10 protein-coding genes are annotated in these 14,613 nt (G+C 61.5%); all 10 read left to right on the forward strand.

Annotated elements, in window-relative coordinates; translation table 11 throughout:
• Positions 1-135 precede the first annotated feature (135 nt).
• The 10 genes from ACI3K0_RS14645 (at position 136) to ACI3K0_RS14690 (ending at position 14,602) form a co-directional block, all read left to right on the forward strand.
• A complete protein-coding gene (locus tag ACI3K0_RS14645; RefSeq protein ID WP_206827296.1) occupies positions 136-864 on the forward strand; it encodes an amino acid ABC transporter ATP-binding protein in 729 nt (242 codons plus the stop codon).
• A 5-nt stretch (positions 865-869) separates the two neighbouring features.
• The gene (locus ACI3K0_RS14650) at positions 870-1,544 is read left to right on the forward strand and encodes an amino acid ABC transporter permease (RefSeq protein ID WP_148144478.1); all 675 of its coding nucleotides are present in this window, start codon (positions 870-872) and stop codon (positions 1,542-1,544) included.
• A gap of 9 nt (positions 1,545-1,553) precedes the next feature.
• Entirely contained in the window at positions 1,554-2,219 is a 666-nt protein-coding gene (locus ACI3K0_RS14655) for an amino acid ABC transporter permease (protein ID WP_148144477.1), read from the forward strand.
• A 22-nt stretch (positions 2,220-2,241) separates the two neighbouring features.
• Positions 2,242-3,168 (forward strand): N-carbamoyl-D-amino-acid hydrolase, encoded by a 927-nt coding sequence (locus tag ACI3K0_RS14660; protein ID WP_404945505.1) that lies wholly within the window; start codon positions 2,242-2,244, stop codon positions 3,166-3,168.
• An 11-nt stretch (positions 3,169-3,179) separates the two neighbouring features.
• Positions 3,180-4,640, forward strand: coding sequence for a dihydropyrimidinase (gene hydA, locus ACI3K0_RS14665; protein WP_148144475.1), 1,461 nt, complete (start codon positions 3,180-3,182; stop codon positions 4,638-4,640).
• Positions 4,637-5,296 carry an aspartate/glutamate racemase family protein gene (locus ACI3K0_RS14670; RefSeq protein WP_148144474.1) on the forward strand — a complete coding sequence of 220 codons (660 nt, stop codon included), beginning with the start codon at positions 4,637-4,639 and terminating at the stop codon, positions 5,294-5,296. Before hydA ends, ACI3K0_RS14670 begins: the two co-directional genes overlap by 4 nt.
• A 5-nt stretch (positions 5,297-5,301) precedes the next feature.
• A complete protein-coding gene (locus ACI3K0_RS14675; RefSeq protein ID WP_148144473.1) occupies positions 5,302-6,216 on the forward strand; it encodes a LysR family transcriptional regulator in 915 nt (304 codons plus the stop codon).
• Positions 6,217-6,288: 72 nt separating this feature from the next.
• Positions 6,289-7,143, forward strand: coding sequence for a D-amino-acid transaminase (locus tag ACI3K0_RS14680; RefSeq protein ID WP_206827143.1), 855 nt, complete (start codon positions 6,289-6,291; stop codon positions 7,141-7,143).
• Positions 7,144-7,359: 216 nt separating this feature from the next.
• On the forward strand, positions 7,360-12,855 hold the full coding sequence (locus ACI3K0_RS14685) for a glutamate synthase-related protein (protein WP_404945506.1): 5,496 nt from the start codon (positions 7,360-7,362) through the stop codon (positions 12,853-12,855).
• A 10-nt stretch (positions 12,856-12,865) separates the two neighbouring features.
• The gene (locus tag ACI3K0_RS14690) at positions 12,866-14,602 is read left to right on the forward strand and encodes a sulfite reductase subunit alpha (protein WP_404945528.1); all 1,737 of its coding nucleotides are present in this window, start codon (positions 12,866-12,868) and stop codon (positions 14,600-14,602) included.
• Positions 14,603-14,613 lie beyond the last annotated feature (11 nt).

The raw sequence follows: 14,613 nt of genomic DNA on the forward strand, positions 1-14,613 counted from the left end.
GCACTCTTTTACAGATCAAGATGCGACCGGCCGCTACAGGTCGTATCCACGCGGGCTTTCTTGCGGCCGAGATCAGATCAGCCAGCCCGCCTTGCACCGAGCCTGCACGGAGTAGCCTGAATGGCCAATCGCCCCATGCTGGAAATCGTCTCGCTGGAAAAGCGCTTCGGTACCAACACCATTCTGAAGAAGATCGATCTCAAGGTTGCAGAGGGCGAACTCGTCTTCGTCATCGGACCGTCCGGTTCCGGCAAAAGCACGATGCTGCGCTGCTGCAATCGTCTTGAAGAGCCGACATCCGGCGACATCATTGTCGATGGCCGCAACATCATGGCCGGCACCCGCCGCGATCTCGACAGCATGCGGCTGCAGATCGGCATGGTCTTCCAGGGCTTTCACCTCTATCCGCATATGACCGTGTTGAGGAATGTCACGCTTGCCCAGCGCAAGGCGCTCAAGCGTACGAAGGCGGAAGCCGATGCGCGCGCGATCGACATGCTCGAACAGGTCGGCATGGCCCACAAGGCGGATGCCTATCCCGGCGAACTCTCCGGCGGCCAGCAGCAGCGCGTCGCGATTGCCCGCTCGCTGGCGCTCGATCCGAAAGTCATGCTGTTCGACGAACCGACGTCGGCGCTCGATCCCGAACTGGTCGGCTCTGTGCTGAAGGTGATGAAAGACCTCAAATCCAAGGGCATGACGATGGTCGTCGTCAGCCACGAAATGGGCTTTGCCCGCGAGACTGCCGATCGTGTCGTCTTCATGGATGGCGGTGTCGTCGTCGAGCAGGGCACTCCGGAGGAGATTTTCGGCGCGCCGAAAGCCGAGCGCACTCGCGCCTTCCTTTCGCGCGTTTCCGGGTAACCGCCATGGACCGGTTTCTGCAAACCTTCTTCAACCCTGTGGTGATGGCGCAATATACGCCGGATATCATTGCCGGCGTCTGGGTGACGCTCCAGATCGCTGCAGCCGTCATCGTCGCCGGCATTGCAGGCGGTCTGGCGCTCGCCTGCCTGCGCAGCTATCGCATCAGGGCGTTGAATTTCTTCATCATCTGTTATGCCGACATCTTTCGCGCGCTGCCGCCGCTCGTCGTCATCCTCATCCTCTATTTCGGCTTTCCCTCGATCGGTATCCAGCTCTCCGGGCCGATGGTGCTGTTCATCGTGCTGGCCGCGACGCTTGCGGCCTTCGCCGAGGAAATTTTCTGGGCCGGTTTCTCGTCGGTCGAAAAGGGTCAGTGGGAAGCCGGTATTGCCACGGGTCTCGGTTTCACCCGCACGCTCGCCTATGTCGCCCTGCCCCAGGCCGTGCGGCTCGCCATTCCGCCGCTCGTCAACCGTGTTCTGGCGATCACCAAGATGACGGCGCTCGGCTCCGCCATCGGCGTATCCGAAATCCTGTCGAGCGCCACGACGGCGCAGAGTTTTTCCGGCAGCGCCACGCCGCTCACCATGTCGGTCGTCGCCTATCTGGTGATTTTCCTGCCGATGGTTGTTGTCGCCCGCTGGCTGGAAAGCCGCACCGCCTGGAAGAAGCGGTAGGAGGCCGACATGGATATCTTTATCGATCAGTTCTTCAATATCGAGATCATGCGCAAGTCGCTGCCGCTGCTCTTCAAGGGCCTGTGGATGACATTGCAGCTCTGCAGCGCCGTCATCCTGCTCGGGCTTATCGGCGGCCTGTTCGTCGCACTCGGCAATATGAGCGAGCGCCGCTGGCTGCGCTGGATCTCGATTGCCTATACCGATCTCTTCCGGGCGCTGCCGCCGCTGGTTCTGTTGATCTTCATCTATGCCGGCCTGCCCTTTGCCGGCATCAACATTTCGCCCTTTGCCGCCGTCGTCATTGCCTTCCTGCTTAACAATTCCTCCTACTATGCGGAAGTCTATCGCGCTGGCCTCATCTCCGTCGCGAAGGGCCAGTGGGAAGCGGCACAATCGACAGGCCTCAGCCCCGCGCAGACGCTGATCCATGTCGTCCTGCCACAGGCAGTGCGCAACATCCTGCCGGACCTTTTGTCGAACACGGTGGAGGTGGTGAAGCTCACCTCGCTCGCCTCCGTCATCTCGCTGTCCGAGCTTCTCTACAATGCCGGCATGGCCCGCTCGGTTACCTACAATGCCTCACCACTGGTGCTGGCCGCTCTCTTTTATCTCGTGCTGCTGTGGCCGCTGGTGCGCCTCGTCAGCCATTTCCAGCGGCGCCTGGCCGCCTGATCGCTTCGAAAGGAAAAACATCATGACCGTCATGAAGATCGCAGGCGCCCAGCTCGGCGCCATCCAGAAAGCCGGCAGCCGCGAAAGCGTGGTCAAGCGCATGATCGCCCTGCTCGATGAGGCAGCCGGAAAGGGTGCCGATCTGGTCGTCTACCCGGAACTGGCGCTGACCACCTTCTTCCCCCGCTGGTATATGGAAAATCAGGCCGAGATCGATTTCTGGTTCGAAACGGAAATGCCGAATGCGGCTACCCAGCCGCTGTTCGACCGCGCCCGCGAACTCAATATCGCGATCACCTTCGGTTACGCCGAAAAGACGCCGGACGGCCATTACTACAACACATCGATCATCACGGACCGGCAGGCCAATATTGTTGGCAAGTACCGCAAGATCCATCTTCCGGGCCATTCCGAATACGATAGCGAACGCGCCTTCCAGCATCTCGAAAAGCGCTATTTCGAACCCGGCGACCTGGGCTTCAACGTATGGCGCAACGAGGGCGTCATCATGGGCATGGCGATCTGCAACGATCGCCGCTGGCCGGAAACGTTCCGCTGCCTCGGCCTGCAGGGCGTCGAACTGGTGACGATCGGCTACAACACGCCTTCGGTGAATGCCCAGATGAGCGCCGAAGGCCTTGAAAAGCGCCTGTTCCACTCGGAACTCTCGCTGCAGGCGGGCGCCTATCAGAACGCCACCTATGTCGCCGGCATCGCCAAGGCAGGTGTCGAGGATGGCCATCCGCTGATGGGCGGCTCGATCATCGTCGATCCGGACGGCTTCATTCTGGCAAGGGCGGTCACTGAGGAAGACGAGCTGATAATAGCCGAATGCGATTTTGCCAAATGCGACTTCGGCAAGAAGACGATCTTTGATTTCGAGCGCCATCGTCGTATCGAACACTATGGCCGCATCACGAGCCAGACCGGCGTTATCGTCGAAGTATAGGGAATAGCGAAATGACAGAGTTCGATACCGTCATCCATGGCGGCCGTATTGCCACCGCATCCGATGTTTTCGATGCCGATATCGGCATCATCGACGGTCGCGTCGCCGCAATCGGCGAGAAGATCGCCGGCGGCGCTCGACGTATCGATGCGGGCGGCAAGCTGGTGGTTCCAGGCGGCATCGAAGCACACGCCCATATCGCCCAGGAAAGTTCGAGCGGCCTGATGTCCGCCGACGACTATTATTCGGGCTCTGTCTCCGCCGCCTTCGGTGGCAATTCCTCCTTCATTCCGTTTGCAGCACAGCATCGCGGTCAGTCGATTGCCGATGTCATTTCCACCTATGACGGCCGCGCGGCGCCGCAATCGGTGCTCGACTATTCTTACCATCTGATCATTTCCGACCCGTCCGCCGCTGTGCTGGAAGAGCTGCCCGGCGTCTTTGCTCGCGGTATCACCTCCTTCAAGGTGTTCATGACTTACGACCTGATGAACATCGGCGATGGCGGCATGCTCGACATTCTGACGGTGGCGAAGACGCATGGCGCGCTGACCATGGTCCATGCCGAAAACAACGACATGGTCAAATGGATGAACAAGCGGCTGGCCGCTTCCGGCCTCACCGCGCCGAAATACCATGCCATCAGCCGTCCGGAACTGGCCGAAGAAGAAGCGATCAACCGCGCCGTCTCACTGGCGAAACTCGTCGACGCCGCGCTCTTCATCGTCCATGTCTCGACCGCTGGCGGTGCCGCCATCGTCCAGCGGGAAAAGCTTGCCGGCACGAAACTGTTTGCCGAAACCTGCCCGCAATATCTGGCGCTGACCCGCGAAGACCTCGACCGGCCGGGCATGGAAGGTGCAAAATTCATCTGCTCGCCGCCGGTGCGCGATACGGCAACCCAGGCCGCACTCTGGCGGCATGTGCAGTCCGGCACATTCGAAAGCGTGTCTTCCGACCACGCGCCTTACCGCTTCGATGCCACAGGCAAGTTCGCCAATGGCACCGATGCACCCTACCCCAGGATTGCCAACGGCATGCCCGGCATTGCCATGCGCCTGCCCTACCTCTTCTCCGAAGGCGTCGCCAAGGGCCGGATCACGCTGCAGCAGTTCGTTGCGCTTTCAAGCACGAACGCGGCCAAGACATTCGGAGTGGCGAAAAAGGGCACAATCGCGCCTGGTTACGATGCCGACATCGTCATCTGGGACCCGGAAGCCCGCCGCACGGCAACGCTTGCCGATCAGCATGACAACATGGACTACACGCCCTTCGAGGGCATGGAGATTGAGGGCTGGCCGGTCCTCACGATGAACCGTGGCGACGTCATCGTCGAGAACGGCGAGTTGAAGGCGGAGCGCGGCCGCGGCCGCTTTATCGCCCGCAACCCGGTCAATCTCACGGGCAAGCCCGGCTACCGCGCCAAGGAACTCGATCCGGTGCAGAATTTTGGCGTGGAGATCGCACCATGAGCAATATCGGCCCGATCCTCGTCATCAATCCGAACAGTTCCGAAAGCGTAACCGAAGGCCTTCGTGAAGCAGTTGCCGGCATGCAGTTTCCCGGCGGCCCGGTTATCGAATGCGTCACCATTAAGGAAGGCCCGCCCGGCGTCGTCACCCAGCGCCATGTCGACGAGGCTTCGCTTCGCACGGCAGACCTGATCGAAAGCCGGCCGGATGCGTCCGCCTATGTACTGGCCTGCTATTCGCAGCCCGGCCTTGATCTCGCCCGGTCGATCACCACCAAACCCGTCTATGGCATTCAGGACGCCGGTGTGTTGAGTGCGCTGGCGCTTGCCGATCTCTTCGGTGTCATCGCTGTCGCCGAAGGCTCGATCCCGCGCCACCTGCGCAATCTTCGTCGGCTCGGTGTCGATGGCAGGCTTGCCGGTGAGGTCGCGCTCGAAGGTTCGATCAGCGTCGCGGAAAGCGGCCATGGCGAGGAGAGCTATTCGGCACTGCTCAAGGCCGGCACGAAACTGCGCCAGATGGCCGCCGGTGCCGTCGTGCTCGGCTGCGCCGGCATGTCCGGCCACCGCCGCAGGCTGGAAGGAGAACTCGGCATCCGCGTCATCGACCCGACCCAGGCGGCCGTTGCCATGGCCCTCGGCGCAGTTTTGACCTGACAGCCATGACCGAAATCGAGCACAAGCCGGATATCTCGCTGCGCCTTCTCGAAATCTTCGGCGCGATGATGCGTTGTGAGACGACAGTCGAGGCAGCCGAGCAGCTGGGCATCTCCCAGCCGGCCGTGTCGAACGGCATCCGCCAGCTCGAAAACCAGCTTGGCGTGACCCTGTTCGAACGCCTGCATCGGCGGCTGGAGCCGACCGAGGAAGCCCTGCTTCTATTCGAGGAAGTCCGCCCGGTCTTCAGCATGCTGCGCAACTTTTCCGCCCGCGCCCGTTCGATCAGGCATGGCACGTCGGGCCGGTTGCGGATCATGTCGACGCCGCCCCTCGGCAATACGGTCGCGCCGATGGCGCTCGCCCGTTTTCTAAAGGACCGGCCGGATGTTTCGGTCGCCTATGACGTACGTCGCCTCGAACACGTCATCGATGCCGTCCAGAGCGGTGCTGCCGATATCGGCCTCGCCATCGCGCTTGAGCGCCATCCATCAGTCAATGTCGAGGTTTTGGCGCGCACTCACATGGTCGCACTGGTGCCGAAGGAGCACGAGGTCGCGGCACGCCAGGAAGTGACGGTCAACGATCTCACGGAACATGGGTTCATCGGCCTGGAGGTCGAATCGCGCATGGGCCAGATGCTGCGCGACGCCTTCGAGCGCGACGGCATGACCTATGAGCCGCGTGTCGAAGTCCGTTATTGCGCGACGGCAGCGGTTCTGGCCGGTGCCGGGGTTGGCGCCGCTATCGTTGATCCCTATAGCGCCGCCTATCAGCCGTCTGAAGGACTGGTACAGCTTCCCTTCCAGCCGCCCTGCGAGATCCCGGCGGTGATGATCACCCGCAAGGGCGTTCCACGCTCGCGCCTGCTGCATGGTTTCATCGCCGAACTGAAACGAGCCGTCGGCGATGTGTTGTGATCCCTATTTTGCCTTATCGGCGCTGCACAGCATTCGCTGACCGCCACTCATCATCCTGAAGGAGAATCCGTCTTGTCCCGTATCGTCTATCTCAATGGCGAATGGCTGCCTGAAGCCGATGCCAAGGTTTCCATTTTCGATCGCGGCTTTCTGTTTGCCGATGCGATCTACGAAGTGACCGGCGTCATCGGTGGCAAGCTTCTCGAATATGACGGTCATTCAGCCCGCCTGAAGCGCTCGATCAGCGAACTGGGCATCGAATTACCGATCTCGACCGAGGAACTGCTGGAAGTCCATCGCGAGATCGTCCGTCGCAACGATCTGACGGAGGGCCTGATCTACCTGCAGATTTCCCGGGGCGCCGCCGATCGCGACTTCGCCTTCCCGAAAGAGCCGAAGCCGACGCTGGTTCTCTTCACCCAGGCGAAATCGGTGATCGAAAATCCCAAGGTGAAAACCGGCATGTCCGTGGCGCTGCTGCCCGACTGGCGCTGGGAGCGTCGCGACATCAAGACCGTGCAACTGCTCTATCCGTCCATGGCCAAGATGCAGGCAATGGAAAAGGGCGCCGATGACGCCTGGCTGGTGGAAGACGGCTACGTTACCGAAGCAAGTTCGGCGACTGCCCATATCATCGACAAGAGCGGCAAGCTGATCACCCGGCCGCTGTCGAATGCCATCCTGCACGGCATTACCCGAGCCAGCGTCCTCGACATCGCCGACAAGGCCGGCATCCCTTACGAGGAACGCCCGTTCTCGCCGGAAGAGGCGAAGGGAGCAGCCGAAGCCTTCATCACATCGGCAACAAGTTTCGTCCTGCCGGTCACCGTGATCGACGGCCAGCCGGTGGGCGACGGCAAGCCCGGCCCGCTGACCCTGAAGCTGCGCGAGCTTTATATCGCGCACAAGACCGCCAGCGCGATCTGATCGTCAGTATCACTTTGAGACGAGCAAGGATGAAGCCATCCTTGTTCGTCGCAAGTTCTGTAAACCGCTTCCATACCGCGACTTCTCAGGTAGACCCACACCATCTCGGCCGGTCGCCGGAGTGTTGTTGTGCGATGCAAAAACGATTAAACTTGACTCATTATATCACATTATATAGGTCAGCACAGTTGACTTATTTCCTGTGGGAGTCTGAGCATGGAAGCGATAAACAAGGGCTTCGGTCTATATGATCCCGCAGAGGAAAAAAGCAGCTGCGGCGTCGGCTTTATAACGAGAAAGAGCGGCGTTCAGACCCACGACGTATTGCTGAAGGGACACGAAGCTCTTTGCGCCGTCCCCCATCGCGGCGGCATGTCCGCAGAAGGTGTCGGTGACGGAGCTGGTATCTCCGTGGACCTATCTCTGGGCTTTTTCCGAAAGCTGACCGGACGCCCAGATCTTCAGCGGCGCCGCTTCGGCGTCGGCAACTTTTTCCTGCCAGCTAATCCCGCATTCTACGAAGAAGCAGAGCGCCTCGTCGAGGCGGCGCTGGCGGAACAGGGTTTCGGAATTCTCCTAAAGCGTGACGTGCCGGTCGACAATGATGCGATCCGTCCTGCCGCCATCCGTTATCAGCTGACGATTCGCCAATGGGTCTTTGGCTGTCACAGCGAGGCCGCTTCGCAGGCCGAATTCGACTTCCGCATCCACAAGGCGCTGCTTGCGATCGAGGCGGAAGCCTATACGCGCGCCGAACTTGGCGGTCTTTACCCGATTTCGCTCAGCGCCCGCACCCAGGTTCTGAAGGGCCGCCTCAATTCGGATGAGGTCATTCCTTATTTCCGCGATCTGGTGGATCCAGACCACATGATCCACACCATGTATTTCCACACTCGGTTTTCCACCAACACGGACCCGCATCCGTCCATGGCCCAGCCGTTCCGGCAGATGGCGCATAACGGCGAACTCAACACCGACCGCAAGAACCGCCTGTCCGAGGCAGCGATTGCGGCTGCGAAGAATGCTGCGATCATCCGTCCCAAGGGACAGTCGGACAGCTGCCGTCTCGACCAGACGCTGCAGTCCCGCGTTCTGGAAGACGGCCTCGATCTGGTAACCGCCGTTGTCTCGATGATGCCGCCGGCATGGGAAAACGACAAGACGCTATCGGCCGAAGTCGTCGCCATGCTCGAATATTTCTCGCTCTACGAGGAGAAGAACGACGGGCCGGCAGCGCTGATCTTCGGCAATGGCGATGTCATTGGCGCGCGTCTCGACCGCCTCGGCCTGCGCCCGCTACGCACTGTCGAGACGGAAGACTATCTCTGCGTCATGTCGGAAGCCGGTCAGATCGCCTTTCCGCCGGAAACCGTGCTCAACCGCGGCCGCATCGAAGCCGGCGGCATGCTCATTTACGATCACGTCGAAAAGCGCAGCTATGGCACGGTCGAAGCGCTGGAAATGCTGGCTGCCAGCAGGCCATACCGCGACCTGCTGGTCGAAGCCCGCGTGCGCCTTTCAGACCTGCCGGAAATCCCCGCCGAAGCTCAGGGCTCGCCGCTTCGCTATAATGGCGACCTTGATCGCCACCAGCGTTACGTTGCCTATTCCCACAATCAGGAAAGCTTCAAGTTCCTGATGGACCCGATGCTTCAGACCGGCGCGGAAAAGATCTCCGCCATGGGCTATGGCAACGCCATCAACGCGCTGTCCGACCAGGAAGGCGGCGTCGCGAAGTATTTCTCGCAGCGTTTTGCCCAGGTGACCAACCCGCCGCTCGACAGCATCCGCGAGGCCGACGGCATGACGCTCAGGATCGCGCTCGGCGCCAAGCCGAATATCGGCGCGAAGGCAGCAAGGCAGATCGTCATCCCCTCGCCCATCCTCACTCATCTCGACATGCTGAAGCTGCGCGAGCAGACGGAAACACCTTTCCGCTGCTTCGAGATGCTCTACACGCCGATCCTCGACGATGCGGATGCCAATGCGCTGGCGCTTGAGGCCGGCATAGGCACGCTTTGCGATGCGATTGCAGCCTTTGCCCGCGAGGAAGGCGGGATTGCCGTCGTCACAGACCGGCATGTGTCACGCGACCGCGCGGCGCTTCCGATGATCCTTGTCGTCTCGGCAATCAACCAGAAGCTCATTGAGGAAGGCGCACGTCTGCGCGTTTCACTCGTCGTCGAAAGCGGCCAGATCTCGTCCTCCCACCATGTCGCGGCGGCGCTCGGCTTCGGCGCTTCGGCTGTTTACCCGCTCGGCGTGCAGTTCCGCGCCGAGGAAAAGTTCGGGGCGGAGGCCGACAAGGCCTTCAAGCGCTTCGCCAAGGCGGCCGAAAGGTCGCTGATGAAGACCATGGGCAAGGTCGGTCTCTGCACCGCCGAAAGCTATGTCGCCGGCGAATTTTTCGAGCCGAATTTCCTCGATACCAGCGATCCGGTGCTCAAGCGCTACTTCCCGAACGTCAAGACGCCGGTCGGTGGCGTCAACTTCAAGGTCATCGCCCAGGCGGTCGCCGACTGGCATGCCAAGGCATTGACGGTGAAGAGCGAGGATGAGATCCCGTTGCTTGGCCTGTTCAAGGAACGTGCAGAGGGTGCCGGTCATTCCTTCGGCACCACGGCCGTGCGTGGCTTCGTCGATATGACGGAGGAAATGCCCTCATTCGCCGAACCGGATGGCGAGGAAGATCCCTTCCTGCGCCTGCTCACCCTCAACCGCCTCGACGACGCTTTCGGCATCGACGACGCGGCCTATACCAACACGAGCTACGACCGCCTGTCTTCCGAAGCGATCGACCGTTTCACCATCACGCCCGGTTACCGTTCCTTCGCCCGGATGATGGCAGAAGAACGCGCCCGTCGTCCCGCCGCTCTTCGCGACGTGCTGGCCTTCCCGGCAGATGTCACCTACGCGACCTCACCGGACGATTTCCGCAAGGAGATGAAGCGGTTTTCCCGCAAGGGGAACAACAGCTTCCTCGTGCGTGGACTGTGCTGCGAGGCCTTACCCGACGATGTCTTCCGCCTGACCCTGACCGGTCCGCAGGGCGGCGATCTTGCCCGGCTTGCAGCGCTCGGCCAGTCGCTCGTCGTCCGCTTCGGCGCAGATATCCTCGGCCATTGGCTGGAAGGCGGTGCGCTTGCCGTCCACGCGAGCGGCCAGGCTCTCGCTTACCTGAAGCTTCTCGGCACCGCCCCCACCGGCATTGCGCTCGATGAGGTTCAGCCGGCGAGCGAAATCACGCCGCTTCTCGCATCGGGCGCCATGAGCCATGGTGCGCTGGTGGCAACCGCTCACGAAGCCGTCGCCCACGGCACCAACATGGTCGGCGGCATGTCGAATTCCGGCGAAGGCGGCGAACATATTTCCCGTTACGGCACGATCCGTGCCTCGCGCATCAAGCAGTTCGCGTCAGGCCGTTTCGGCATCTGGGCAGGTTACCTCGCCGATCCGATGCTGGATGAGCTGGAAATCAAGATCGGCCAGGGCGCAAAGCCCGGCGAAGGCGGACAGCTGCCTGCCGCCAAGGTGACGGTCGAGATCGCTGCGGCGCGCGGCGGCACGCCGGGCGTCGAACTGGTCTCGCCGCCACCGCATCACGATACCTATTCGATCGAGGATCTGGCGCAGCTCATCCACGACTGCAAGGCGGCGCGCGTGCGCGTCATCGTCAAGCTCGTCTCGTCGGAAGGTATCGGCACGATCGCCGTCGGCGTCGCCAAGGCGGGTGCCGATGTCATCAACGTCGCCGGCAATACCGGCGGTACCGGGGCGGCTGCCGTCACCAGCCTCAAATACACCGGCCGCGCCGCTGAAATCGGCATTGCCGAAGTGCATCAGGCGCTCTGCGCCAACGGGTTGCGCCAGAAGGTGCTGCTGCGTTGCTCCGGCGCGCACCAGACCGCCAGCGACGTGGTAAAGTCCGCCCTACTCGGCGGCGACAGTTTTGAATTCGGTACGACGGCGCTGATGATGCTGAAATGCGTCATGGCGAAGAACTGCAACATCAAGTGCCCGGCAGGCCTCACCACCAATGCCGAAGTGTTTGACGGCGACCCACGGGCGCTGGCGCAGTATCTCCTGAACATCGCCCATGAAACCCGCGAAATCCTCGCGTCCCTCGGCTTCCGGTCTCTTCGCGAAGCGCGGGGACGCAGCGACCTTCTTCACCTTCTCGATCACCCGTCCAGCGTCGGGCAGCTTGACCTCCGCGCGATGCTGCAGGTGGTCGAGGAGGTGAAGATCACCGATCCGGTCTATATGGAAAAGGATTACGCAGTCGATGATGCCTTCATCGACATGGTGCGCTCGGCATTGATCGACGGCGGCCTGCCGGTGGTCGAGCTTGGCGGCAACCAGCATCTCAACAACCGCAACAAGAGCGTCGGCGGCCAGCTGGCGGTCGATATCGAGCGGATGCTGAACCACGAACTGAGCGAGGACGAGACACGTCATCTTCCGGCGGTGCGGCAGGACAAGCGCGGTCGCCGTTTCCTCGATGCGGGTTCGGTCAAGATCGCCACATCCGGCTCCGCCGGCCAGTCCTATGGCGCATTCTGCAACGACGGCATGATGCTGACACATACCGGCACCTGCAATGACGGCGTGGCTAAGAGCGCCAATGGCGGCACGATCTCCGTTCGTTCGCCGGGCGGCGGTTCGGTCGAGGCAGGCGGCAACGTGCTGATCGGCAATTTCGCCCTGTTCGGTGCAACCGGCGGCCGCCTCTTCGTCGAAGGCCAGGCGGGCGACCGGTTTGCCGTGCGCAATTCCGGCTCCACCGCGGTCGTCGAAGGCGTTGGCGATTTCTGCTGCGAATACATGACCAACGGCGCCGTCCTCAATCTCGGCTCCTTCGGCAAGGGCGTCGGCAACGGCATGAGCGGCGGCTTCTTCTATCAGTACGATCCCTATCGCGACCTGCCGAAGAAGATGAGCCACGATTCCATCCTGATCGGCTCGATCGCCGATCCGACCGACCCTTATGTGGCCTTCCACGCCGACGCGATCCGCATGATGCTGCAATGGCATGTGGAAGCGACGGGATCGGAAAAGGCGCGCTGGCTGCTCGAAAACTTCGAAAGCGAACGCTCGAATTTCGTCTATTGCCTGCCGCGCGCACTGCTCCTCTATCAGGATAGCGATGCCATCCTGAAGGCGAAGAGCCGCAAGGACCTGATCGAGGAACTGTCGACCGCACTTGCCGGCCATCAGGTGCGCAAGTTCAAGCTCGCCTATCGCGATCGCAAGCCGATATTGAACGGCAAGGCTCCCGGCCATGGTGAGACGGACACCGAAGAGATGTTCACGCTCATCAACAACTACACGGTGCTTTCCATGGCGCAGTCGCTTGCGATGGCGCGGGTTCCCAACGCACTCGGCCCGTCCGAACCGGCGGTCGAAAAGGCGGTGCGCAACCTGATCCTGACCGAGGATTTCGCGCTGATGCAGAAACTGTCGCGTTATGCCCGCGAGGCGATTGCCGATTACGACGACCAGGGCCTTGCGGTTCTCGTCTCCGAAAAGCGGCTTTCGGATTATCGCCAAGCGCTCGCCGGCCGCAACACGCTGTCGATCGACAGCCCCGGCACCTATGGCTGGATCATCCAGCAGACGGAAAGCAACCGCGACCGGATCGGACGCATCCCGAGCTTCGAGGAGCTCTTTGCAGCCAAGGCCGTCGGTGGCCTTGCAACAGCCAGAGCCTGAGACCGTGCCGATGATGATCCCGCATATCCCCGAGGACGCTCCCTTCAACGGCGAACAGCGCGCCTGGCTGTCCGGTTTCATGGCCGGCCTCAATTCGCGCCTCATCGCTGGTGAAAATACCGCCAGCGCTCCGGCTTCTAGTGCCGCGCAGCCGATCCATATCCTTTACGGCACCCAGACCGGCAATTCCGAAAATCTGGCCATGGATGCCGCCGCTTCCGCCAAAGGCCTCGGGATGGCGCCGGAGGTGCGCGGCCTCGACGATATCGAGATGGAAGCGCTCGCGGCAATGCGCCATGTGGTGATCGTCACCTCCACCTATGGCGAGGGCGAGATGCCGGACAATGCCCAGCTTTTCTGGGAGGCATTGTCCGCCGATACCGCGCCGCGTCTCGAGGGCATGAAGTTCGCCGTCTTGGCTCTTGGCGATACCGGCTATGACGGCTTCTGCCAGGCGGGCAAGTTGATCGACACACGCCTCGAACAGCTCGGCGCCACGCGTATCGCCACCCGTCTAGATTGCGATATCGATTTCGAGGATGCCGCTGCCGCATGGTTTGGCGAAACCCTGCCGCTTGCGGCCGAAAAGCCGGTCGCCGGCGCAGCCACCGCGACGGCACCATCACGAGAACAAACCGGCTGGAGCCGTAAGAACCCTTACGTCTCGACAATGGCGGTCAATCGCCGCCTCTCCGGGGCAGCTTCGACCAAGGAAATCCGTCATTTCGAATTCGATCTGGCAGATAGTGGTCTCGTTTACGAAGCAGGTGATGCGCTCGGTGTCATGCCGGTCAACGATCCGGCACTGGTCGATCTGCTGATCGCAAGGCTCGGCGCTGCGGCCGAAACAGAAATCAGCGGTGCCTCACTCGGCGCGCGGCTCTCGACCCAATATGAAATCTCGACGCCGTCGCGCGACCTGATTGCCGAAGTCGAACGCCGTGCCGGCCACGAGGAACTCACCCATGTCGTCCGCAATGGCGACAAGGAAGCGCTCGATGCGTTTCTGTGGAGCAAGGACACGCTCGACCTGATCTCACTCATTCCGCAAGGCAGCCTGAATGCCTTGGAGTTTGCAGCTCTTTTGAAGCCGCTTCAACATCGCGCCTATTCGATCTCGTCCAGCCCGAAAGAGGCAGAAGGTAGCGTCCATCTCACCGTTGCAAGCGTCCGTTATCACGCTGCCAACCGCGATCGAGGCGGTGTCTGCTCGACCTATATGGCGGATCGGGTGACTGAGGGTGCCTCCGCAGGCATTTTCGTCTCGCCGAACAAGGCTTTTCGCGTACCCGGCAATGACGATGCGCCGATGATCATGGTCGGTCCCGGCACCGGAATTGCCCCCTTCCGCGCCTTCCTGCAGGAACGTCGTGCCCGCGGGGCAAAGGGCCGCAACTGGCTGTTCTTCGGTGACCAACGCCGCGAAAGCGACTTCATCTATGAAGACGAGCTTTCGACGATGAGCCGCGACGGCCTACTGACCCGCCTCGATCTCGCTTTCTCGCGCGATCAGGATGCCAAGATCTATGTCCAGACGCGGATGAAGGAAAACGGCAAGGCGCTGTTTTCCTGGCTGGAAGACGGTGCCTCCTTCTACGTCTGCGGCGATGCCAGCCGCATGGCCCGCGATGTCGACACTGCGCTCGGTGAGATCATCGCCGAACATGGCGGCATGACCGCGGAAAAGGCAGCGGACTATCTGGCCGGCCTGAAGAAGGACAAGCGGTATCTCCGCGACGTCTACTGACGGCTGACTTA

The sequence above is a fragment of the Rhizobium sp. ZW T2_16 genome, assembly GCF_044987325.1.
GTDB lineage: Bacteria > Pseudomonadota > Alphaproteobacteria > Rhizobiales > Rhizobiaceae > Neorhizobium > Neorhizobium cellulosilyticum.

Coding starts and splice junctions, on each gene's coding strand:
- ACI3K0_RS14690 (WP_404945528.1), top strand. CDS start 12,866: ATGATGATCCCGCATATCCCCGAGGACGCTCCCTTCAACGGCGAACAG.
- ACI3K0_RS14675 (WP_148144473.1), top strand. CDS start 5,302: ATGACCGAAATCGAGCACAAGCCGGATATCTCGCTGCGCCTTCTCGAA.
- ACI3K0_RS14645 (WP_206827296.1), top strand. CDS start 136: ATGCTGGAAATCGTCTCGCTGGAAAAGCGCTTCGGTACCAACACCATT.
- ACI3K0_RS14650 (WP_148144478.1), top strand. CDS start 870: ATGGACCGGTTTCTGCAAACCTTCTTCAACCCTGTGGTGATGGCGCAA.
- ACI3K0_RS14670 (WP_148144474.1), top strand. CDS start 4,637: ATGAGCAATATCGGCCCGATCCTCGTCATCAATCCGAACAGTTCCGAA.
- ACI3K0_RS14685 (WP_404945506.1), top strand. CDS start 7,360: ATGGAAGCGATAAACAAGGGCTTCGGTCTATATGATCCCGCAGAGGAA.
- ACI3K0_RS14660 (WP_404945505.1), top strand. CDS start 2,242: ATGACCGTCATGAAGATCGCAGGCGCCCAGCTCGGCGCCATCCAGAAA.
- ACI3K0_RS14655 (WP_148144477.1), top strand. CDS start 1,554: ATGGATATCTTTATCGATCAGTTCTTCAATATCGAGATCATGCGCAAG.
- hydA (WP_148144475.1), top strand. CDS start 3,180: ATGACAGAGTTCGATACCGTCATCCATGGCGGCCGTATTGCCACCGCA.